Annotated in this window: 21 protein-coding genes; 1 reads left to right on the top strand and 20 read right to left on the bottom strand. The window is 53.3% G+C overall.

Translation table 11 applies throughout. The annotated features are described in order from the left end of the window. Positions 1-5: 5 nt before the first annotated feature. The 9 genes from RQP18_RS04460 to auxA form a co-directional block, all read right to left on the bottom strand. Positions 6-1,031, bottom strand: coding sequence for a cytochrome d ubiquinol oxidase subunit II (locus tag RQP18_RS04460; protein WP_342388961.1), 1,026 nt, complete (start codon positions 1,029-1,031; stop codon positions 6-8). Beyond that, positions 1,028-2,383: a cytochrome ubiquinol oxidase subunit I gene (locus RQP18_RS04455; RefSeq protein WP_342388960.1), complete on the bottom strand. Its 1,356-nt coding sequence runs from the start codon at positions 2,381-2,383 to the stop codon at positions 1,028-1,030. Before RQP18_RS04455 ends, RQP18_RS04460 begins: the two co-directional genes overlap by 4 nt. Positions 2,384-2,532: 149 nt before the next feature. Further along, entirely contained in the window at positions 2,533-3,828 is a 1,296-nt protein-coding gene (locus RQP18_RS04450) for an MFS transporter (RefSeq protein ID WP_342388959.1), read from the bottom strand. A gap of 77 nt (positions 3,829-3,905) precedes the next feature. Then, the gene (ptsP, locus tag RQP18_RS04445) at positions 3,906-5,633 is read right to left on the bottom strand and encodes a phosphoenolpyruvate--protein phosphotransferase (RefSeq protein WP_342388958.1); all 1,728 of its coding nucleotides are present in this window, start codon (positions 5,631-5,633) and stop codon (positions 3,906-3,908) included. Then, positions 5,633-5,899 (bottom strand): phosphocarrier protein HPr, encoded by a 267-nt coding sequence (locus RQP18_RS04440; RefSeq protein WP_342388957.1) that lies wholly within the window; start codon positions 5,897-5,899, stop codon positions 5,633-5,635. The genes ptsP and RQP18_RS04440 overlap by 1 nt, the downstream gene beginning before the upstream one ends. A gap of 229 nt (positions 5,900-6,128) precedes the next feature. After that, positions 6,129-6,581, bottom strand: a complete 453-nt coding sequence (locus RQP18_RS04435) for a hypothetical protein (RefSeq protein WP_342388956.1) — start codon at positions 6,579-6,581, stop codon at positions 6,129-6,131. Between the two features lie 92 nt (positions 6,582-6,673). Then, a complete protein-coding gene (locus tag RQP18_RS04430; protein ID WP_342388955.1) occupies positions 6,674-7,852 on the bottom strand; it encodes a class I SAM-dependent rRNA methyltransferase in 1,179 nt (392 codons plus the stop codon). Then, positions 7,852-8,754 (bottom strand): formimidoylglutamase, encoded by a 903-nt coding sequence (gene hutG, locus RQP18_RS04425; RefSeq protein ID WP_342388954.1) that lies wholly within the window; start codon positions 8,752-8,754, stop codon positions 7,852-7,854. The genes RQP18_RS04430 and hutG overlap by 1 nt, the downstream gene beginning before the upstream one ends. 3 nt (positions 8,755-8,757) lie before the next feature. Then, a complete protein-coding gene (auxA, locus tag RQP18_RS04420) occupies positions 8,758-9,981 on the bottom strand; it encodes a lipoteichoic acid stability factor AuxA (RefSeq protein ID WP_342388953.1) in 1,224 nt (407 codons plus the stop codon). Positions 9,982-10,172: 191 nt separating this feature from the next. Here auxA and RQP18_RS04415 point away from each other — a divergent pair, with 191 nt between their 5' ends. Beyond that, the gene (locus RQP18_RS04415) at positions 10,173-10,361 is read left to right on the top strand and encodes a hypothetical protein (RefSeq protein ID WP_342388952.1); all 189 of its coding nucleotides are present in this window, start codon (positions 10,173-10,175) and stop codon (positions 10,359-10,361) included. 108 nt (positions 10,362-10,469) lie between these two features. Here the strand turns inward: RQP18_RS04415 and purD are convergent, their stop codons facing one another. Genes purD through purE form a run of 11 tightly spaced genes read right to left on the bottom strand, consistent with a single transcriptional unit; the run spans position 10,470 to position 21,632 of the window. Continuing rightward, positions 10,470-11,732 (bottom strand): phosphoribosylamine--glycine ligase, encoded by a 1,263-nt coding sequence (gene purD, locus RQP18_RS04410; RefSeq protein WP_342388951.1) that lies wholly within the window; start codon positions 11,730-11,732, stop codon positions 10,470-10,472. Between the two features lie 56 nt (positions 11,733-11,788). Next, positions 11,789-13,267 carry a bifunctional phosphoribosylaminoimidazolecarboxamide formyltransferase/IMP cyclohydrolase gene (gene purH / locus RQP18_RS04405; RefSeq protein ID WP_342388950.1) on the bottom strand — a complete coding sequence of 493 codons (1,479 nt, stop codon included), beginning with the start codon at positions 13,265-13,267 and terminating at the stop codon, positions 11,789-11,791. Continuing rightward, entirely contained in the window at positions 13,248-13,835 is a 588-nt protein-coding gene (gene purN / locus RQP18_RS04400; protein WP_342388949.1) for a phosphoribosylglycinamide formyltransferase, read from the bottom strand. The genes purH and purN overlap by 20 nt, the downstream gene beginning before the upstream one ends. Beyond that, entirely contained in the window at positions 13,825-14,847 is a 1,023-nt protein-coding gene (gene purM, locus RQP18_RS04395) for a phosphoribosylformylglycinamidine cyclo-ligase (protein ID WP_342388948.1), read from the bottom strand. Before purM ends, purN begins: the two co-directional genes overlap by 11 nt. 1 nt (position 14,848) lies before the next feature. Further along, complete coding sequence (gene purF / locus RQP18_RS04390) at positions 14,849-16,267, bottom strand: amidophosphoribosyltransferase (RefSeq protein ID WP_342388947.1); 1,419 nt, start codon at positions 16,265-16,267, stop codon at positions 14,849-14,851. Beyond that, positions 16,246-18,423: a phosphoribosylformylglycinamidine synthase subunit PurL gene (gene purL, locus RQP18_RS04385; RefSeq protein ID WP_342388946.1), complete on the bottom strand. Its 2,178-nt coding sequence runs from the start codon at positions 18,421-18,423 to the stop codon at positions 16,246-16,248. Before purL ends, purF begins: the two co-directional genes overlap by 22 nt. After that, positions 18,407-19,084 carry a phosphoribosylformylglycinamidine synthase subunit PurQ gene (gene purQ, locus RQP18_RS04380; RefSeq protein ID WP_342388945.1) on the bottom strand — a complete coding sequence of 226 codons (678 nt, stop codon included), beginning with the start codon at positions 19,082-19,084 and terminating at the stop codon, positions 18,407-18,409. The genes purL and purQ overlap by 17 nt, the downstream gene beginning before the upstream one ends. After that, positions 19,084-19,341: a phosphoribosylformylglycinamidine synthase subunit PurS gene (gene purS / locus RQP18_RS04375; RefSeq protein ID WP_342388944.1), complete on the bottom strand. Its 258-nt coding sequence runs from the start codon at positions 19,339-19,341 to the stop codon at positions 19,084-19,086. The genes purQ and purS overlap by 1 nt, the downstream gene beginning before the upstream one ends. Next, complete coding sequence (gene purC, locus RQP18_RS04370) at positions 19,341-20,042, bottom strand: phosphoribosylaminoimidazolesuccinocarboxamide synthase (RefSeq protein ID WP_342388943.1); 702 nt, start codon at positions 20,040-20,042, stop codon at positions 19,341-19,343. Before purC ends, purS begins: the two co-directional genes overlap by 1 nt. Further along, positions 20,042-21,163 (bottom strand): 5-(carboxyamino)imidazole ribonucleotide synthase, encoded by a 1,122-nt coding sequence (gene purK, locus RQP18_RS04365; protein WP_342388942.1) that lies wholly within the window; start codon positions 21,161-21,163, stop codon positions 20,042-20,044. Before purK ends, purC begins: the two co-directional genes overlap by 1 nt. After that, entirely contained in the window at positions 21,150-21,632 is a 483-nt protein-coding gene (gene purE / locus RQP18_RS04360; RefSeq protein ID WP_342388941.1) for a 5-(carboxyamino)imidazole ribonucleotide mutase, read from the bottom strand. Before purE ends, purK begins: the two co-directional genes overlap by 14 nt. Between the last annotated feature and the right edge of the window lie 3 nt (positions 21,633-21,635).

Here is a 21,635-nt window from a genome sequence, read left to right as displayed (position 1 = left end):
CAATGTTAGTACTTGCTGTTGCCCTTCCCCCTTACATAATCCTTGTCGAACAGGAACAGTCTCATGAGAAGGACGAGACTTGGAACCAATAATAGTAAACCTAAAATGAAGACGACTGTCAAACTGAAAGCCATACTTTCGTTCACAACCGACGTGTTGACCTCCACATACGGATATAGAATGTAAGGCAGTTTGCTGATGCCGTATCCATAGAATGCAAAGGCGAACTGCATCATGATCATGATGAATGCAAAGCCGAAGTAGCGCCTCCGCCAGATTAGGAACACCGCGATGCCCATGGAGAGGAGGCTCAGTCCGAACAGATACCAGTAGTCCTGGGCACGCAGGAAGTGTTCATAGTTGTGCTCCCGGAGACCCAGGAAGACGAACTGCGAAATGAACAGCATCGGCAGCGTCCAGATGAGGAACCATCTGCGCACAAGGGCGAGTGCCTGCGTATCCTGTGCACGCGCCGCATAGAAGGTCAGGAAGCCGCTGGATACATAGAGGACGGTGATGATGGCCAGAAATACGACCGACCAGCCATATGTGCTGAACAGCAGTTCTTCCAGCTGCAGCTGTATGCCGCCCCCTTCCTCGGTGATGTAGCCGCCTTCCGATATGACGAGTGCCATGGACAGGGAAGCCGGTATGAGAAGGCCCGTCACTCCGTATAGGAAAGTCCAGGACAGTTTCGGTTCCTTGTTGTAGGAGTTGAAGGCATAGTAGCTTCCGCGTATGGCGAGCAGTATCAGCGCGATGCTTGCCGGAATCAGAAGGGCTGTTCCATAATAGTAGGCCGTATCCGGATAGAATCCGACGATCCCGACGAAGAAGAAGACGAAGAAGACATTCGTCACTTCCCATACCGGATTCAGATAGCGTTGGATGATCGGGCTGATGACATTGTCGTCTCCGGTCAGCTTCGAATAGAAGTTGAAGAAGCCCGCACCGAAGTCGATCGATGCCACGATGATATAGCCGTAGAGGAATGTCCACAGTACGGTCACTCCGATGATTTCATAATTCATGGCAACCGACCTCCTTTATAGTCTTCCCCATACATTTCAAGGCGTTCCGTATCGGCACTCTTGCCCTGGAACATCTTGAGCAGTACATAGATGCATGTCACACCAAGCACGGCATAGAGCATGACGAATGCGATGAGTGTGATTCCGAGTCCGTCTGCGTTCGTCACAGCCTCCGATACTCTCATGTATCCGCGGAGGATCCATGGCTGACGGCCCATTTCCGCCAGGAACCAGCCGGATTCTATCGCTGCCATGGACAATGGCCCGGTCAGTACATAGGCGTACAGGAGTGCCGGGTGGTATTCATCGAACTTCGAAAACTTCGCAATGAAGTAGATGATGGCCACCGTGAGGGCATACATGCCGAAGAACACCATCATGTCGAAGAAGTAGTGGATGATCAATGGCGGCTGTTCATCTTCCGGTATGTCATTCAGTCCGGTCACCTCTTCATCAAAGGAATAGGCCGCCAGGAAGCTCAGGGCACTCGGTATCCTGATTTCATAGCTCACTTCCTGCGTCTCTTCGTCCAGAACACCGAACAGGATCAGATCCGCATTCTCTTCCGTTTCAAAATGCCATTCCAATGCCGCCAGTTTTTCCGGCTGGTTCTCATGCAGGAATTTTGCAGAGAAGTCACCGGCGAGTACTGTCAGGAAAGCCATGAGAAGACCGAGTGCCATCATTACTTTAAGACCCTTCTTGTGGTATTCCCTGTCCTCCTCGAATTTGGAGCGGAGCAGCTTGAACGCCCCGATGGAAGCAATGATGAATACTGCCGTCATATAGGCCGTCGCCACGACGTGGAAGATCCTGACCCAGCTGGATGGATTGAACATTGCTGCAAGAGGGTCCACATTGACCAGTGCACCATCCACCAGGTCGAATCCTGCCGGTGTGTTCATGAACGAGTTCACCGTCGTGATGAACACGGCGGATAAGGTCGATCCGATGACGATTGGTATGTTGAGCAGCCAGTGGTGCCATGGGTTCTTGAAGCGGTCCCATGTATACAGGAATATGCCGAGGAATATCGCCTCAAAGAAAAATGCGAAAGTTTCCATGAACAGCGGCAGTGCGATGATCTGGCCGCCGAGCCTCATGAACTCCGGCCATATTAATGACAACTGGAGACCGATGATGGTCCCGGTCACAACACCGACGGCAACCGTCACCGTATATCCCTTCGCTACCCTTCTTGCCATGGTCAGGTACATGTCATCCTTCTTCCGTATTCCCAGAAATTCCAGTACCATGAAAACAATCGGGATACCGACACCGATCGTCGCAAAAATTATATGGAATCCGAGAGTGGATGCAGTCAGTACACGACCAATGATTACATCATCCATTCGATCACCTCTTAGTTAATGTATCCTGAATCATAAAACGGTCATCTCGCATATGATATTCAGAATCATGATATTTCATGACAATTTTGTGAAATAATTATCATTCTCAATTTATTATTCTATCGTATCATGCCCTGAATTACAATAATTTAAACCGCTGATTCATCCTCTTTGACCTTGAGGTGGAACAGGAGCCCGATCACGATCATGACGATGAGGCTGGTGATCGCCATGCGCGAGGCCACCACGCCATAATCCGCCAGCATCAATGTGATCGAACCGTAGATGAAAGGACCCACGACTGCACTCATTTTTGCACTGAAGGCGAACAGTCCGAAGAACTGCCCCTCTTTTCCTGCGGGAGAAAGTTCGATGATCATCGTCCGGCTCACCACCCATGTCGATCCCATCGCAATGCCGAAGAGGGAAGCGGCAATCCAGAAGGTCCACATCGGCAGCGGGATGGCGGCGATTGCGACTGCGACCGCCAGCAGCATGGCGATGATCAGAAAAGTCCGTTTCGACCCGAACGCCCTATTGATGAAACTGAAGACGATCGCCCCGATGATACTGAACAGTGTGGCCACCATGAATACAATGAGGAAAGTACCCGGTTCGAAGCCGACTACCGTTGTCGCATAGGGCTGCATCATGGCAATGGCTGTTGCCAGTGCATCATTGACGAAAAAGTAGGCGATCATGAAATAGAATATGGATGGATATTCCCTCGCCTGGATGAAGGTCCCGTAGACGTCCCTGTATCCTTTCAGAAAGGGTTGTTTCGGTTTCTGCTCTGCAGGCGGATCCCTGTTGATGAAGAACAGCGGCAGTGCAAAGATCAGGAACAGTACCCCGGACAGCCAGAATGTGTGGTGCACCGCCCCGTCCCCGATGATCAGGAGGACTGAGAATATACCAAATAGAGTGCCCAGATAGCCGAGTGCCACCCCATAGCCGGAAATCAGCGGAATCTCCTTTTTGTTGCCCAAGCCCGACAGCATCGCATCATAGAATACATTGCCTGAATTGAATGCAAATTTTGCGATGACAAAAAACAGGATGGTAAGCACAAAACCGTTGGGCAATCCGAACCATTCGCCCGTATCCATGCCGCCAAAAATCCCCATTCCGACAGCAGCGGTGATGCACAGCAGTGTAAACAGGATGACATACCTCTTGCGTCTGCCCGTCCGGTCCATCGTCACACCATACAGCGGGGCGAAGGCAATCAGCAGGATGGCTGCCACGGCATTCGCATAGGCGATGACCGTGGAGGCGATCTGTTCCAGACGCGGGTTCGTCCCCACCGTTTCAGTGACATACTGCGGAAAGAACAGCGTAACGATATTGGCACTGAATATGGTATTGGCAAAATCATAGAGGGCAAAAGCGAAAATCGGCAGCGTGAGATAAAGTTCCAACGGACGACGCACTGTTTCCTTCATCGGTGATCCTCCCGAGCTCTTTTCTGCCATTATAACAGCAAAAAACACGCATGGATTAATCCATGCGTGTGAAATTTCTATATTCTGTCTGTATATTCCTCAACCAGTGCAAGCACTTCTTCCGAGTCCTTGCATTCGATTGCTGCTGCAGCCAGACGTTCCATATCCGTCTTCTTAAGCTGGGAGATCTGCTTGCGCGCCTTCAGTACTGAAGATGCACTCATGGAGAACTCATCGAGTCCAAGTCCAAGAAGGAGTGGCACGGCCTGCTCGTCGCCGGCCATCTCTCCGCACATGCCTGCCCATTTGCCTTCCTTATGCGCTGCATCGATCACCATCTTGATGAGTCTCAGAAGCGCAGGGTGGTGCGGCTGATACAGGTAGCTCACGGATTCGTTCATCCGATCGGCAGCCATCGTGTACTGGATCAGATCATTTGTTCCGATGGAGAAGAAGTCGACGACTTTCGCAAACTGGTCTGCAATGACCGCTGCCGAAGGAATTTCGACCATGATACCCACTTCGATATCCTCTTTGATCTTCTCCCCTTCGTCGACAAGCTTGTCCTTCTCTTCAATCAGCAGTGCTTTCGCACGGTTGAATTCATCTATGGTCGCAATCATCGGGAACATGATTTTCAAGTTGCCGTGCTGGCTCGCACGGAGCAGTGCACGCAACTGTGTCCTGAAGAGTTCCGGGTTATCGAGCGTCATGCGCACGGCACGGTGCCCGAGGAACGGATTCATCTCCTTGGGAAGGTCCAGATAAGGCAGTTCCTTGTCCCCGCCGACATCCAGTGTACGTACGACGACCGGCTTGCCCTCCATGTCCTTGAGCACCTTCTTGTAGGCTTCGTACTGCTCATCCTCCGTAGGCAGTTCATTCCTGCCCATATAGAGGAACTCCGTACGGTAGAGTCCGATGCCTTCGGCGCCGTTCGATTTCACACCTTCCAGATCGTCCGGTGTCCCGATATTCGCAGCCAGTTCGACTGTAATGCCGTCCATCGATTCAGATGGCTCATCGACAAGTTTCTGGAGCTCCGCCTTCTCTTCCTGAACGCGCGCCTCCTTGTCCTTGTAGACGAGTACTTCGTCTTCGGTCGGATTGACGATGACTTCCCCTGCACTGCCGTCCACGATGATATCATCGCCGACTTTCGCAATAGCCGTTATATCCTTCGTACCGACGACTGCCGGGATTTCCAGGGAACGGGACATGATGGCCGAGTGGGAGGTCCGCCCGCCCACATTCGTCACGAACCCTTTGACAAAATTCTTATCCAGCTGCGCTGTATCGGAAGGTGTCAGGTCCTCTGCAACGATGACTACCGGTGTATCGATCTTGCTTGGGTCGGGAAGTTCCTTTCCGAGCATATGGGCGAGGACACGCTTCGATACATCCTTGATGTCTGCAGCACGTTCCTTCATGTATTCGTTCTCCATATTTTCAAACACGGCGACGAACTGGTCCCTTGTTTCCAGAAGTGCCTGAGGCGCACTCTTCTGGTCATTGCGGATATGGGCTTCGATAGGTCCAAGGAACTCCGGATCATCCAGCACAAGCAGGTGTGCATCGAATATCGCAGCATGCTCCGGCCCTACCGACTCCTCCGCGTGGTTCCTGATTCTGGTGATTTCTACTTTGGACTGGTTGAAAGCAGCCTTGAAGCGTTCAACCTCGGCATCTTCACCACCGGGTTCAATCTGCTTGCTGTCAAATGACAGGTCAGGCTCTTCCAGGGAGTATACCGGTGCAATTGCTACACCGTCACTCGCACCAATTCCTTTTAGGATGTTTGACATCAGTCGGTCAGTCCTTCTTTTGAAAGGGTCTCAGTAATCGCTTCAATTGCCTCAGTTTCATCTTTACCTTCCGCGTAGACTGCCACTTCCGAATCTTTGCCGACACCGAGTGACATGACACCCATGATGGATTTCAGGTTCACTTTCTTGCTGTTGTATTCCAGTTGGATATCGGAATCGAATTTGGATGCTGTCTGCACCAGAATTGTAGCTGGTCTTGCGTGGATTCCTGTTTCGTCTGTGATCAGATAAGATTTTTGTTCCATTGCGTTAGTCTCCTTTAGAATGCGTTATAAGTTTACATGATAGACATACATGGTTAGCTTCATTGTACCACGTATGATAGGGATATTCTAATATACCACGATCGATATAAGCGTAAACTTTTCACTTTTTGTCCCACATGGGTCATAAATAAAAGTCATTCTTGGAAAATGTGGCGAAAAATAAAAACCCTCCTTTAAAAAGATGCTTTAAAGGAGGGTTTTCCGGTCATCAGGCCGTCTGGTTCCTGGCAATTTCCACGCATTTGTCCACATAGTCGTTACCGAGCTTCTGCATCACTTTGTAGCTGATGGCGGCCCCAAGGACTTTGCTGAGGATCGGTATGAGCCCGAATCTCGTAATCTTGGAATTTTTAGTGACCCGCTTCAACAGGATCTTGGTCGTCTGGCTGCCTATGAATTCACTTCCTATGCTTGTCGCCATTACGGCAGCACGGTTCATCAGGTCATCTGAAAGTTCGTTCACCTCATTGTGGTCGAACCCGAAAATCTCCTCGGCCTCCTGCCTGATATCCTTCATCAGTTTCATATCCGTACCGACATCGAGCAATGGAATCGGGAGGGCGGCCGCGAGGGAGGAATAGAGCGATTTCTGGTGGACCATTTCACGGGCTTCCTGTTCTTTCTCTTCTATCTGCTGTTCAGTGAGCGGTTGGGCACTCATATTCAAAACTCCTTTGCACATTATTTTGATCGTTGTCGTTTTGAATATACCCATTTCAGTCCGCTGGTAACCAATTCATTCCACGGATTATGCTACTTGTTGATTTCCACCGTGACCACTTTGAGATACTTGCCGTGCTTATATCCCTTCACTGTGGGGAAATCCTTTGGCAATCCCTTGACGTCCACAAGCGTGTAGGAGTACCCCGCCTGCGTCAGCGTCCGGTCTATCTGCCGCTTGAACTGGTTCAATGTGAAGGACTCGAGGTTCTGGCTGAGTATCAGATGGCCTCCGGTTTTCAGCACTTTGAGCGCCTCCTGGATGAGTTTCGGGAAATCACGCTCCACCTTGAACACTTTCTTGCCGAAGCGTGAGAAGCTCGGCGGATCGATCAGTATCGCATCGAACCTCTGACGGTTTCTCGCTGCGTATTTCAAGTATTCGAAAGCTTCCATTATATAGATGCTCTGTCCGTCAAGCGACAGATTGTTGGCATTGAAGTTTTCTGTGATCAGCTCCCGGCTCCGCTTCGCCAGGTCGACACTTGTCGTCATCATTCCGCCTTCCCTGGCTGCGATTGAAAATGTGCCGCTGTAGCTGAACAGATTGAGGAAGGATTTCGCGTTGGAGGAATTCTGCATCAGTGTCTTGCGTGTCTCGCGCTGATCCAGGAAGAGTCTCGTCATCGGACCTTCATCGAGATGCACGCTATATATCAGCCCCGACTCGAGCACCGTAATGGGGAATTCCACATTTCCCATTATCCGCCGGTTGTTTATCGTCATCTTCCCCTGGTCGCTGAATCGTGTCTGTTCCGTAATGGAGTCCGGTTTCAGCTCCACCATCAATGTCTTGATGATCAGGTCGCGGATCTTATAGATGCCGCGGGAATAGAACGTGATGAGCAGATGGTTGTCATAATTGTCGACGGTGAAGCCGCCGATGCCATCCCCTATCTCATTGAACAGGCGGAATGCCGTCGTATCCTCCTGATTGTAGAGGGGTGTGCGCTTTTCCAGTGCCTCCCTGATCCTTGTTTCGATGAAGGCATCATCTATCACTTCGCGCTCATCACGCGTGAGTACCCAGCCCTGCGCCTTCTGTTCGAAGCTGATCATGGCGATGCCCATCAGTCTGCCGTAAGTATCTTCGAGCCTGACGATTTCGCCATCCTTCAGGAATGTATCATCGCTCAGGTCCTCCCTGGCTATATTCAGCTGCCCATTGAAATAGGCCCGTTCATGTCCTTTTTTCAGCTGTATCGTATTCATCAAAATGTCTCCCTTTCTATCATGAAGCTGTGGAATAGGCTTGCGGCCAGACTGCTCGTCCGGTCATCGACATCAAGGGGCGGAGCCACTTCGCTGATGTCGAAGCTTACAAGATTGGAAAGCTTGGCAAGTTGTGCTACCATACCATGAATCTCCTGAGCCGTATAGCCGTTCTGCGCGGGCATGCTCGTGCCTGGCGCCACACTCTGCTGCACGGAGTCCATGCAGAGGGTGCCGAACACCACATCATACGCTTCCAGCTTGGACAGTGTGCGCGCGTAGACATCCGTCCTTCTCACGTCGTCCATCAACGCGTAGTGCACCCCGAAGTCATCTGCCGTATCGAAAAGGGTCTTCGTGTTGCCGGATGGCTGGATTCCCAGCACATGATAGTCGATGCTCCGGTCCTCGGAGAGAATCTGATGGAACATCGTACCGGAAGACGGTCGTTCATTCCTCAGATCGAAATGGGCATCGAAATTCACCACCGCAATCCGCTTGTCCGGATAGGCCCTCCGGATGCCGAGATAGTGTCCATAAAGTGTTTCATGACCACCGCCGATGATGAGCGGAAACTGTTCCCGGGCGAGCACTTCACCGACACATTCACCCAGAGCTTCCTGTGACGCTTCGAGTTCCTCGTCCCCGACAACGCTGCCATAGTCGTATACCGGTTCCGTATAGGACAGGGAAGCGAGTTTCTGACGTACTTTCACCGGTCCGTCGAATGCACCAGCGCGCCCTTTGTTGCGCCGCACCCCTTCATCGGAGCGGAAGCCGATGAACACCGGTACGCCAGCAGGCGTCTCCTCACTCCACTGGCCGATGACCTGATGCATGCGTTCCCGGACATCCGGGTTGTCTGTTCTTCCTGTAAAAGTGTGGTGTTCAATATGCTTCATCTCTTATCTCCCCCTATTATGGAATTCTTTGAATACGCTTATGATCAACAGCGGCGTCGTCAGCAGGACGAGCAGAATGTTGAATGGCAGTATGAAAAGGGACAGTTCCACGTCCCTGAACAGGGTGATGAACAGGCTTACAGTCACTTTCAGCCATAGAGCCGTGATGACGATCATCTGACGGTGATAGTACTTGCCCTGTGTCATGTTGAAGAACGTCGTAAACAGGTAGGCCACTGCCAATGCCAGGGCGATGAACAGATTGACCCATTCATATATATACTGCATATCGGATATTCTGAAATATCCTTCTGTGAATACACCATGACGATTGTTGAATTCGATCAGGACGAAGATCAGCACAAGTGCCCCGAGCAGCAGCTCGATATAGTTCGGCTTCAGCCAGTATGGGAATTCGATTTCCATGAACGTCTTCACTCTGCGGAGCAGACCGTTGCGCATGTCGTACAGCTGTTTTGAAAATCCGAGGTACTCGTCAGGATGCAGCCTGCGCCTTTTATTTTTGCGGGAGAGTGTCGCCCGGTCGCCCTGCTTCGGCTTTTTGAGCAGATTTTTCGACTTCGAAAGGAAGACACCGACCCACAGGGCCATGAGCGACAGTACCCAGAGGATACCGAAGAACATGTTGATCGATAGAACATCCGTCGGAGACAGCGTCACATCGATATTCGAATAGACGGCAGTCTGTGTAAAGAAATAGGCCAGTCCATAGAAGAACAGGATGACCATATAGTGTTCCTTGCGGTGCCGCGGATCCAGATACTCGTTGAAGATGTTGTAGAGCATATGGATGATGAATGCGAGCAGGAACAGGAGTGCAAACCAGCCGTACACCTGGAACATCAGCAGTGTCGTCAGCAGGAAAAGGAGGAACGAGAGCCCAATGAAGAAGAATGACAGCTCCGTATCATATTCCGTCGTCCTGCGGATGAGCTGGGCGATTTTGAACATGCCAAGTCCGAACAGGATGGACAGTATGCCCGCAATGATCGGAAATCCGCCGATGACCATGCCCAATATGTTGAGGACCTCTACAAAAAACGCATTGAAAAGGTCAAAAAATGTATCTATTTGGGGAGTGCCGGCAGCTTCGCCATTGCCTCTGATCCTGCCCGTATTGAACAGTATGAACAGGCCCAGAACGACAAAGAACACTCCCAGAAGGATGCTTATGATCACTTCGCTTTGTTGCTTCAACCACTTCATTTCATTTCACCTCAATATCCCTTCCCATTATAGAGGAATTCCTCTCCGAATGCATGGAATGAACCATCTGTCTGAAAAGAAATGTCCAAAGTTTTGTTTAAGGGTCCAAAAGCATGGGTATACTCCAACTAACAGCAGATAAGTAATAAATATATATGATATCAAACCAGTAATATTAGGAGTGATTTCAAATGGACTTTAAAGATAAAGATAAGAAATCCGAAATCGAAGATGCAGCACAGGAAGCACGCACCAAGGAAAACCCATCAGAAGAGATGGATACCGAGGCGGACAGGAAAGTCGATAAGGGGAAAGACCTTGAAAGGGACGAATCCGGTACCGACAGGACTGAAGATGAGATTCAGGATTCATTCGAATAGCAAAAAGGCGTTGCCATTACACGGACGGTGTTCTGGCGACGCCTTTTTTATGTGGATTTCTACTGTTTTGGACCCGATTGCCGCTCGTGACGCACAACCAGACAAATTTCATGCTTCCGGTCTACCCTGGTTCAGTGCCCTGCGGGCGATATCCCGCCTCAGGAACAATGCCTCCCCATCAAAGGACACCCTATCGACATTGGCGTATGCTGCGTCGACCGCCGCTTCAATCGTCGCTCCTTCACCGGTGACGAGCAGTACCCGGCCGCCGTTTGTGCACCATCTCCCATCCTCCTGCTTCAGACCGCTGACATAGCACGCGTCCCGCACATCATCAAAATCGATGGTGTGCCCTTTTTCATAGGCCAGGGGATAGCCGGCACTTGCGAGCATGACGCCCACCTGATGCCCGGGCGCAAAGGTCAGTTCAAAGGATTCCTTCCGCTCCACCTTCTCAAGCACGTCAATGAAGTCATCCTTCATCAGGGAGAGCAGGATCTGTGCTTCCGGATCGCCGAAGCGGGCATTGAATTCGATGACTTTGACGCCTTCTTCCGTCACGATGGCACCGAGGTAGAGGACGCCGAAATAGTCGAGGCCTTCTGCCACCATGGCGTGTGCCATCGGTTCGACAATCTGCTCCACCGCCGCCTTCCTTACGGATTCCGAGATATGTTCGACCGGTGCGTATACGCCCATGCCGCCGGTGTTCGGCCCTTCGTCCCCATCAAATGCGCGCTTATGGTCCTGGGCGATGATCTCGAAGGAATGTGTGTACTCCCCATTGACGAGCACCATCAGGGAGAACTCCTCCCCTTCCAGAAATTCCTCGATGACGACCGGGGCATCGGCCCCTTCCATCAGCGCATCAAGGCCGGCGAGCGCCTCGTCCATGTCCGTGGCAACGACGACACCCTTGCCGGCAGCAAGACCGTCCTTTTTAAGGACGATTGGTGCCCCCACTGATTCTATGTATTGATAGGCAGCGTCATAATCCGTAAAGGATTGGTATTTCGCTGTCGGGATGCCGTACCGCTCCATGATGTCCTTTGCGAATGCCTTGGAGGATTCGATCTTCGATTCTGCCTTTCTCGGCCCGAACACTTTGATGCCCTTCCCCTCCAGAAAATCGGCTACACCTTCGTTAAGCGGTGCTTCCGGACCGACGATGACCCATTCCACCGCGTTTTCTATGCACAGGTCCGCCAACGCCTCAAAATCGGTCTCCCCGATCTCCGGACGCACTTCCGCCACATCCCGCATGCCGTCATTCCCCGGCACGGCAAAGATCTTCTCCACGCGCCTGGATGAGGCAAGCTTCCTTGCCAATGCATGTTCCCTTCCACCGCCACCGATTACAGCAACATTCATAAAACTGCTCCTTTCGATAATAAAATAGCCGGACGCATCCGGCTGGTATCCATTGATCAATGCTTGAAATGCCTCATGCCCGTAAAGACCATCGCCATGCCATTTGCGTTGCAGAAATCGATGGATTCCTGATCGCGCTTGGAGCCGCCCGGCTGGATGACCGACCGGATGCCATGCGTGTGCGCGAGTTCGACAGTATCCGGCATCGGGAAGAAGCCGTCACTTGCCATCACGACATTGTCACCGAGTTCAAGCGCACGGTCGATGGCAATCTTGAGCGCACCGACGCGGTTCATCTGTCCGGCGCCGATGCCGACGGTCTGCTTCTCATTCGCAAGGACGATCGCATTGCTCTTGACATGCTTGGAAACTTCCCAGGCCAGTGCCATGGCAGTCATCTGTTCACGCGTCGGTTTATTATCCGTAACCACCTTGATGTCCTTCTCCTCGAGCGCTCCCGTATCCTGGGACTGGACGAGATAGCCGCCGGACACGCTGACGAACTCCTCTGCGTGTTCGTCCTCACGGAAGTCGGCCTCGAGCAGTCTGACATTCTTCTTCTGTGTGAGCACTTCAAGCGCTGCTTCATCGAAGTTCGGCGCAATGATGACCTCGAGGAAGATGGAATGGAGCTGATCCGCCGTTTCGCGGTCTACCGTCTTGTTGAGCGCGACGATGCCGCCGAAGATGGACTGGCTGTCCGCTTCATGGGCATTCCTGAATGCTTCTGCAATCGTTTCGCCCGTGCCTACACCACAAGGGTTCATGTGCTTGACCGCGACCGCCACCGGCATCGTGAACTTCTTGGCCAGCTGGAACGCGGCATCGGCATCACGCAGGTTGTTGTAGGACAGTGCCTTGCCATGGAGCACATCGGCATTGAGGATCGTATTGCGGTCCTCCGTCGTCCTGACAAGGCGGGCCGACTGGTGCGGGTTCTCGCCATAGCGCAGTGTTTCTTCCGCCTGGCTGAAATGGTTGACGATCGCCTGGTCGTAGTCGTTCGTATGACGGAACACTTTGATCATCAGGGAGCGGCGGTATGTTTCATCGAGCGTGTCCGATTCGATGCGCTGGACGACTTCCCCGTAGTCTTCGGGGGATACGACCGTTGTGACGTGCTTGAAGTTCTTTGCAGCAGCACGCAGCATGGTCGGCCCACCGATGTCGATGTTCTCGACCGCATCGTGCTCCGTCACATCCGCCTGTGCCACCGTCTCCTTGAACGGATAAAGGTTCACCGCCACTAGATCGATCGGTGCAATGCCCTCCGATTCGAGTGCCGCCATGTGTGACTTGTTGTCACGATCTGCCAGGATGCCCCCATGGACAGCCGGATGGAGCGTCTTCACGCGCCCGTCCAATATTTCTTCAAAACCTGTCAGCGTGCTGACATTCTCGACCGGGACCCCGAAGGATTCTATTGCCTTCAATGTGCCCCCTGTGGAATAGATTTCATAGTCATTGCGCGCAAGACCACGCACGAATGGCTCCAATCCTCTCTTATCAGAAACGCTAATGAGTGCTTTCTTCATCGTCTCTCTCCTTTAGAACTTTTTTGATGGCTTTTGGATAGAGTGCATACTCCGTCTCATGGATTTTTCGGGTGACCGCTTCAAGCGTGTCACCGGCTTCGATCATCACCGGCATCTGGTCGATGATCTCTCCCGTGTCGATGCCGGCATCGACGAAGTGGATGGTCACACCGGTCACCTTCACACCGTATTCATAGGCATCGCGGATACCGTCCCTGCCCTTGAAGCTTGGCAGCAGTGAGGGGTGCAGATTGATGATGCGGCGTTCGAAACTTTCAATGAAGCGGGCCGACAGGATCCGCATGTATCCGGCGAGCAGTACATATGAAATGTCGTATGCCCCGAGCGTTTCGATGATCGCCGATTCATGTGCCTCTTTCGATGGGTATTCCGTCCGCGCATGTACAGCATATGGAATGCCGAGCTGTTCCGCACGGGTTATGGCAAACGCATCCTGATTGTCGGTGATCAGCACGGTGATTTCCATGCCGATGTCCTCCGCACGATGTGCAAGATTTTCAAAATTCGTGCCCCCGCCGGAAGCAAGGACCGCAACCCTAGTAGCCATGGATCGTCAGGCCGCTTCCTTCGGTCACTTCACCGATCACCAGCGGTGACTCCCCGGCGGATTCGAGGATGCCGAGCGTACGGTCGACATCGTCCCGGTCGACACAGAGTATGAATCCAATACCCATGTTAAACACATTATACGCTTCTTCCCTGTCCATTTCCCCCAGGGAGATGAGCCAGTCGATGACTTTCGGCACTGTAATTTTCGAGGCGTCGATGTCGATCCCGGCATCTTCACGGAATGCACGAGGGATATTCTCGATGAAGCCGCCGCCCGTAATATGGCTCATCGCCTTCACTTCGATCTGTTCCAGCACGGCAAGCACGCTTTTCACATAGATGCGCGTCGGTTCAAGCAAAAGGTCGATGATCGGTGTGCCGTCCAGTGTGTCGTCGACATCCACCGAATAGTCGTGCAGCCATTTTCTGACAAGGCTGTAGCCATTGGAATGGATTCCGCTTGAAGGAAGACCGATGATTCTGTCCCCCGGTTTCGCGGCTGATCCATCGATGTATTTCGTCTTCTCCACCGCACCGACGCTGAAGCCTGCGATATCATATTCCCCTTCACCATACATATCGCCCATCTCGGCAGTCTCCCCGCCGATGAGCGCACAGCCCGCCGTCTGGCATCCCGTTGAGACGCCTTCGACAATCTGTTCTATATGCGTCGGCACCACCTTGTTGACGGCGATATAGTCGAGGAAGTAGAGCGGCTCTGCACCCGTCGTCAAAATGTCATTGACGCACATCGCCACGGCGTCCACACCGATGGTGTTGTGGCGGTCATGATCGATCGCAAGCTTGAGCTTCGTGCCGACACCGTCCGTTCCGGAAACGAGGACGGGGGATTTCATGTTCAGTCTGGACAGGTCGAATGCGGCGCCGAATCCGCCGAGACCGCCGATGACCTCCTTCCGCATCGTCCGTTTGACATGGGATTTGATCTGGTTGACTGCCTGGTATCCGGCCGTGATATCCACGCCGGCATCTCTATACTGTTCTGACATGTCAGACCCCTTTCGTCTTCAGATCCTTCTCCTGAGGCAGGAGACGGTCGATAATATCAATAGGATAGTTGCCTGTGAAACAGGCATCACACTGGCCTTTCGAGCCATAGGAATAGTATACATCATGCATCGCATCGACCGACAGGTATGTCAGAGAATCGGCACCGATCTCCTCACGGATCTCCTCTGTCGATTTCTGTGAGGCAATGATCTCTGCATGCGTCGACACATCGATGCCGTAGAAGCATGGGTTTTTAAGCGGCGGAGAGGATACACCCATGTGCACTTCCTTCGCCCCAGCCTTCTTCAGTGCCTTGACGATGAAGCGGCTTGTCGTCCCCCGCACGATGGAGTCGTCTATGACGATGACGCTTTTGCCCTCCACGACGTCCCGTACTGGAGAGAGTTTCATGCGCACTGCGCGTTCACGCGCTTCCTGCCCTTTTGAAATGAATGTCCGCCCGATGTAGCGGTTCTTGAGGAGCCCCTGCTCCTGCGGAATGCCGGAGGCTTCCGAAAATCCTTTTGCCGCGGCCAGGCTCGAATCGGGTACACCGATGACGATATCCGCGCTGACATCCATCTCGCGGGCGAGCTCACGCCCGAGGGACTTTCTTATGGTATACGTTGAAGTGCTCCGGAATTCGGAATCTGCACGTGCAAAATAGATGTATTCCATCGAGCACATGTTGGGATGGCGTGTATCCGTGTAGTAGTCAAAATCGATGCCCTCATCACTCAGGGTGATCAGTTCACCCGGTTCGATATCCCGGATGTATTCTGCACCGATGGCCGTGAACGCACATGTTTCACTCGCCACACAGTATGCCCCGTCCACCATGCCGAGCATGAGCGGACGTACACCATGGTCATCGAGCGCGATCGTCAGCGAATCCTCATCCAGGATGACGAATGCAAACGCGCCCTTCAGCTGGCGCAGCGCCGTCTTGATGCGCTGCTTCCTGTCCGGACTTTTATTTTTACGAATCAGGTGCGCCAGCACTTCGGAATCGGAAGATGTCTGGAAGATCGCCCCGTCATCCTCGAGTGCTTCACGCACGCTGATGGCATTGACGAGGTTACCGTTGTGGGCAAGGCCGAGGTCGCCATTGTGGCTTTTGAACAGGAACGGCTGGACGTTCGATATTTCACTGCCGCCCGTCGTGGCATAGCGGACGTGGCCGATTGCATGCGGAAAAGTTTCAAGCGACATCAGCTGCTCCTGCGACAGTGCTTCCGTCAGAAGCCCCATGCCGCGTGCGCCGAAAAGGTATTCCCCATTGGAGCAGACGATGCCTGCACCCTCCTGGCCCCGGTGCTGCAGGCTGTGGAGTGCCATATACGTCAGTTCGCTCGCTTCCGGGTGGTTGAATATTCCGAACACACCGCATTCTTCATTTAGTCCGTGGATGTCATACATTGCGGGATTGCCCCCTCCCAAGTATTTGAAATCGCGTCAATGCTCCGGTCGATGGTCAGGTCGTGCGTACCGATATGGAATCCTTCGTCCGTCAGTCTGCCGATTTCTGTGCCGTCCTTGAGGTCCAGGCCGGCGGGTGCAATCACAATGTAGCGGGAAGCATTCTCCGCAAAGAGATCTTCCCCGTCAAGGTTGATTTCCACATCCATGCCGAGGTGGTGGAATGCTGAGAGCTGGGCCAATTTGATGGCGATGCCGCCGCGGCCGACCGGTGCTATTTTTTTCACTTCACCGTCGATGAGGCGTCCACGGAGGTCCATGCCGCGTGCATACTCAAGTTTCAGGTCGATGTGGCGCGCCTGTTTCCTGATATCATTGTCGATCAGCTTTTCGATCTGGCTGCCGGCGAACGATTTCGTCGTCTCACCGACAAGGTAGAGTGCGTCACCGGCTGAGATTTCTACGCCGGCCATGAAGTTGACATCTTCGATCAGTCCGACCATGCCGATGACCGGCGTCGGGAGAATGGTGCCCTTCGATTCATTATATAGGCTGACGTTGCCGGATACGACCGGCGTCGACAGCACTTCACACGCTTCCGCCATGCCGCGCGTAGATGCTTCCAGCTGATGGTAGATCTCCGGCTTTTCCGGGCTGCCGTAGTTCAGGCAGTCCGTCATCGCAAGCGGCAGTGCACCGGTCGAGATGATGCTGCGGAAGGTCTGCGCAACCGCTTCCTTCCCGCCGTTCAATGGATCGGCATAAACATAGCGGCTCTTGCCGTCGATTGCCATCGCGATCGCCTTGTCTGTGCCTTCGACCCTGACGACGCCTGCACCAAAGCCGGACTTCTGGACGGTGTTCGCCCCGACCTGGTTGTCGTACTGTTCGTATATATAGCTTTTCGAACCATGGGTCGGATGCCCGATGAGTGCATCGAACACTGCGTTCAAATTCTGGTCACCGTAGCTGTACGGCGTCGCGTCCTGCTCCGGTGCCTCGCCTTCAAGGATGTAGACCGGTGCTTCATCGGACAGCGGCTGGACCGGGATGTCCGCATATTTTTCACCATGGAAGAAAAGCTCCAGGCGGTCGGTATCCGTCACTTCGCCGATGACTGCAGAATCGAGTTCGTAGCCTTCGAACATGTCGAGGAACTTGTCCTCGGAACCGTCTTCGACGACGAGCAGCATGCGCTCCTGTGTTTCCGACAGCATCATTTCATATGGTGTGATGCCGTCCTCCCTGACCGGCACCTGGTCGAGATGGAGCGCAATGCCGGATTCGCCCTTCGCTGCCATCTCGGCACTCGAGGAGGTGAGGCCTGCCGCCCCCATGTCCTGGATGCCGACGAGTTCAGGCTGTCTAATGGCGTCGAGTGTCGCCTCCATCAGCTTTTTGCCGGTGAACGGGTCCCCGATCTGCACCGATGGACGCTTCGATTCGGACGCCTCCGTCAGTTCCTCGGAGGCGAAGGTCGCCCCATGGATGCCGTCGCGGCCCGTCTTGAGACCGACGTAGATGACTTTATTGCCGATGCCTCTGGCAGTCCCCTTCTGGATCTTGTCATGGTCGATCGTGCCGACACACATCGCATTGACGAGCGGATTGCCGTCATAGGAAGGATCGAATTCCACTTCGCCCGATACCGTCGGGATGCCGATGCAGTTGCCGTAGCCGCCGATGCCTGCAACGACGCCGCGCAGAAGGCGGCGGTTGTTCGGCTCAGAAAGTTCGCCGAAGCGCAGGGAATTCAGGAGGCCGACTGGACGCGCACCGATGGAGACGATGTCACGGATGATGCCCCCGACACCCGTAGCCGCACCCTGGTAGGGTTCCACAGCGGAAGGATGGTTATGGGATTCCACTTTGAACACGACCGCCTGGTTATCGCCGATATCGACGACGCCCGCACCTTCGCCGGGCCCCATCAGTACACGGTCACCCGTTGTCGGGAACTGCTTCAGGAGGGGTTTCGAATGCTTGTATGAGCAGTGCTCACTCCACATGACGGAGAATATGCCTGTTTCCGTGTAGTTCGGCTCCCTGCCGAGGATTCCGATGACCTTATCATATTCCCCGTCGGTGAGTCCCATATCGGCATACAGTTTTTCATTCCGGATATCCTGTTCGGTCGGTTCAGTGAATGTGATCATGGTTAGCCTCCCAATCGTTCATTTTTTCAAAAAGTCTCATGCCGTCGTCACTGCCGAGCAGTGTCTCGAGCGCGCGTTCCGGGTGCGGCATCAGGCCGAAGACGTTGCCCGCTTCATTGACGATGCCGGCGATGTCCGCCCTCGAACCATTCGGATTGTCATTGTATGTGAGTACGATCCTGTTATTTTCAACAAGTGTTTCGTGTGTTTCGTCGTCACAGTAGTAGTGTCCTTCGCCGTGTGCAACCGGGAAGATGACGGATTCGCCCTTTTCATATCCGCTGGTGAACGCCGTTTCATTGTTCGTGATCGTCAGCACTTCATTGCGGGAGATGAATGTATGCGTGTCATTGAAGATGAGTGCACCCGGAAGGAGGCCGATTTCGGTCAGTATCTGGAAGCCATTGCAGACGCCGAGCACCGGTTTGCCTGATGCCGCCGCTTCCTTGATGGCACGGGTGATCGGCGCCACACTCGCCATCGCACCGCTCCTCAAGTAGTCGCCGAATGAGAAGCCGCCGGGAACTAGTACGCCATCATATGCTTCGAGGGAAGTTTCGCGGTAGTCGACATACTCCGCCTCGCCACCCGCTTTGACGGCGGCGTTCAGCATGTCCCTGTCACAGTTGGAGCCTGGGAATTTCACGACTGCAAACTTCATTATTGGGACACCTCGTCGAGGATTCTGTAGGAGTATGTTTCGATGACGGTATTGGTGAACAGCTTCTCGGACAGCTGGCGCACACTGTCGTCGATCTTTGCATCCTCCGTCTCGTCGATGTCGAAATAAAGGACCTTGCCGACGCGGATGTTGTTGATTTCATCATGGTCGAGCTCATGCACCGCGCGGTTCAGTGCCTCCCCTTGCGTATCCAGTACCTGTGGTTTCAGTGTAACGATCAGTTCTACCTTCTTCATTATTTAATGGCCTCCATCTTGTTATAGAATGCAGTGTACGTATCGAGCAGCGAGCCGGTGCTGTTGCGGTACACATCCTTATCGAAATTCTCTTTCGTCTCCATGTCGACGATGCGGCATGTATCCGGCGAAATCTCATCCGCAAGGACGATGTTTCCATCCTGACCCTTGCCGAACTCTATCTTGAAGTCGATGAGGGAGAGTTCCATCTCTGCCATCATCCGGCTGAGCACGCTGTTTATTTTCAGTGCTGCTGCCTTCAGTGCCTTGATCTCTTCCGTTGTGGCGAGTCCGAGCATCAATACATGATCATCTGTCAGGATCGGGTCGCCGAGGTCGTCGTTCTTGTAGAAGAACTCGACGAGCGGCGGATCGAGCGGCTGGTGGGAAGCGAGCCCGAGGCGTTTGACGATGCTGCCTGCAGCAAAGTTCCTGACCACCACTTCGAGTGGAATGATGTCGACTGCACGGACAAGCTGCTCCGTCTCACTGATGCGCTCCACGAAATGGGAGTCGATGCCGTGAGCTGCCATGTATTCGAAGATGTCGGCGGAAATCAGGTTGTTGAGCCTTCCCTTTCCTGTAAGGAAGTCATGCTTTTCCCCGTTCCCTGCCGTCACCTCATCCTTGTATTCGATGCGGTAGACGCCATCCGTCTCCGTATTGAAGACCCGTTTCGCTTTTCCTTCATATAACAGCATTACGCTTCGACTCCCTTGATAAATTTTTGTTCCAGATGACCCAGTGTCGCCTCGACATCATCCGTAAGCAGCGTCACATGCCCCATCTTGCGGGCGGGCTTGCGTCCCGTCTTGCCATAGACATGCACGTGCCAGTCCGGCTGGCTGAACAGTGTGTCTTCCAGACGGTCGAGATCATCGCCGAGCAGGTTCATCATGATGGCCTGCTGGTGCTGGCGGACTTCCGGCATCGGATGATCGAGCAGCGCAAGGATATGGGCATCGAACTGACTGATGCTGCAGGACTCGATCGTATGGTGGGCCGAATTGTGCGGCCTTGGCGCAATCTCATTGACATACAGCCGGCCGTCCTGGTCGATGAAGAATTCCACTGTGAATACTCCGACGAAATGCATCGCTTCCATAATCTTCCCGACAGCCTGTTTCGCCTCTTCTTCGTAATCGATGCGTGAGGGTGCAATCGTGCGGTAGAGTATCTGATTCTTATGCAGGTTCTCCTGCAGAGGAAAATGGATGACCTGCCCGCTCGTGCTGCGCGCTGTTGTCAGGGAGACTTCGCGCTCCAGGTGGAGATATTTCTCGACCACCCATTCCGCTTCATCGAACGGGATGTTCATTTCTGCGAGCTCCGCTTCGCTTTCAATCACCATCTGGCCCTTGCCGTCATAGCCGCCCGTCGTCGTCTTGACGATGACCGGCAGACCGTGCTCCCGGACGAATCCTTTGAGCGCGTCCCCATCTTCGATTTTTCCATAGGGGACGATGTCCGCACCCGACTCAGCGATTGCCGTCTTCTCGAGGTCGCGGTTCTGGAGTGTCAGCACCGTTTCGGCACCCTGCGGCACATTGTAGTCATGGACGAGTGTCCGCAGAATATGTGCGTCGATGTTCTCGAATTCATAAGTGACGATGTCCGAGATTTCACACAGATGCTTCAGTGCATCGAAATCGCTGAACGGTGCATGGATGAATGTGTGACAAGTGGCTTTTGCCGGCGCATCTCCCGAAGGATCCAGGATGGCGACCCTGTACCCCATCCGGAGTGCACTCTGGGCGAGCATCTTCCCAAGCTGTCCGCCTCCGATGATTCCGATTGTGCCACCCAGCCTAATTGAGTTCATCCTGCATCGCCTCCACTTTCTCCTCCAATGATTTCGTGTATTCCTCGAGCATGCCATAGAGCTCCGGTTCGCCCACTGCGAGCATCCTTGCCGCGAGTATCCCGGCATTTTTGCTGCCGGCATTGCCGATTGCCGTCGTCGCCACCGGGATGCCGCCCGGCATCTGGACGATGGACAGCAGGGAATCCAGCCCCTGCAGCGCCTTCGATTCGATCGGTACGCCGATGACCGGAATATTTGTCATCGAAGCCACCATGCCCGGGAGGTGTGCAGCCCCTCCGGCGCCGGCAATGATCACCTTGATGCCGCGTGATTTCGCCGTTTTTGCATAGTCCATCATCATTTCAGGTGTACGATGGGCACTTACCACTTTCTTTTCGTACGGTATTGAAAAAGTATCCAGCATGTCGCCTGCATGCTTCATCGTCGGCCAGTCCGAAGAACTGCCCATAATTATTCCAACTGTCATGAA

It is taken from the genome of Salinicoccus sp. Bachu38 (assembly GCF_038561955.2).
Taxonomy (GTDB): domain Bacteria; phylum Bacillota; class Bacilli; order Staphylococcales; family Salinicoccaceae; genus Salinicoccus; species Salinicoccus bachuensis.
Note: the sequence above shows the minus strand (reverse complement) of the source record. Positions and strands in the feature narration are given on the sequence as shown.

Coding starts and splice junctions, on each gene's coding strand:
- purD (WP_342388951.1), bottom strand. CDS start 11,732: ATGAATGTTGCTGTAATCGGTGGCGGTGGAAGGGAACATGCATTGGCA.
- purC (WP_342388943.1), bottom strand. CDS start 20,042: ATGCTGTTATATGAAGGAAAAGCGAAACGGGTCTTCAATACGGAGACG.
- RQP18_RS04435 (WP_342388956.1), bottom strand. CDS start 6,581: ATGAGTGCCCAACCGCTCACTGAACAGCAGATAGAAGAGAAAGAACAG.
- RQP18_RS04415 (WP_342388952.1), top strand. CDS start 10,173: ATGGACTTTAAAGATAAAGATAAGAAATCCGAAATCGAAGATGCAGCA.
- auxA (WP_342388953.1), bottom strand. CDS start 9,981: ATGAAGTGGTTGAAGCAACAAAGCGAAGTGATCATAAGCATCCTTCTG.
- RQP18_RS04460 (WP_342388961.1), bottom strand. CDS start 1,031: ATGAATTATGAAATCATCGGAGTGACCGTACTGTGGACATTCCTCTAC.
- purS (WP_342388944.1), bottom strand. CDS start 19,341: ATGAAGAAGGTAGAACTGATCGTTACACTGAAACCACAGGTACTGGAT.
- purE (WP_342388941.1), bottom strand. CDS start 21,632: ATGACAGTTGGAATAATTATGGGCAGTTCTTCGGACTGGCCGACGATG.
- purL (WP_342388946.1), bottom strand. CDS start 18,423: ATGATCACATTCACTGAACCGACCGAACAGGATATCCGGAATGAAAAA.
- hutG (WP_342388954.1), bottom strand. CDS start 8,754: ATGAAGCATATTGAACACCACACTTTTACAGGAAGAACAGACAACCCG.
- RQP18_RS04430 (WP_342388955.1), bottom strand. CDS start 7,852: ATGAATACGATACAGCTGAAAAAAGGACATGAACGGGCCTATTTCAAT.
- purM (WP_342388948.1), bottom strand. CDS start 14,847: ATGTCAGAACAGTATAGAGATGCCGGCGTGGATATCACGGCCGGATAC.
- ptsP (WP_342388958.1), bottom strand. CDS start 5,633: ATGTCAAACATCCTAAAAGGAATTGGTGCGAGTGACGGTGTAGCAATT.
- RQP18_RS04455 (WP_342388960.1), bottom strand. CDS start 2,383: ATGGATGATGTAATCATTGGTCGTGTACTGACTGCATCCACTCTCGGA.
- RQP18_RS04440 (WP_342388957.1), bottom strand. CDS start 5,899: ATGGAACAAAAATCTTATCTGATCACAGACGAAACAGGAATCCACGCA.
- RQP18_RS04450 (WP_342388959.1), bottom strand. CDS start 3,828: ATGAAGGAAACAGTGCGTCGTCCGTTGGAACTTTATCTCACGCTGCCG.
- purF (WP_342388947.1), bottom strand. CDS start 16,267: ATGTATGACATCCACGGACTAAATGAAGAATGCGGTGTGTTCGGAATA.
- purN (WP_342388949.1), bottom strand. CDS start 13,835: ATGGCTACTAGGGTTGCGGTCCTTGCTTCCGGCGGGGGCACGAATTTT.
- purQ (WP_342388945.1), bottom strand. CDS start 19,084: ATGAAGTTTGCAGTCGTGAAATTCCCAGGCTCCAACTGTGACAGGGAC.
- purK (WP_342388942.1), bottom strand. CDS start 21,163: ATGAACTCAATTAGGCTGGGTGGCACAATCGGAATCATCGGAGGCGGA.
- purH (WP_342388950.1), bottom strand. CDS start 13,267: ATGAAGAAAGCACTCATTAGCGTTTCTGATAAGAGAGGATTGGAGCCA.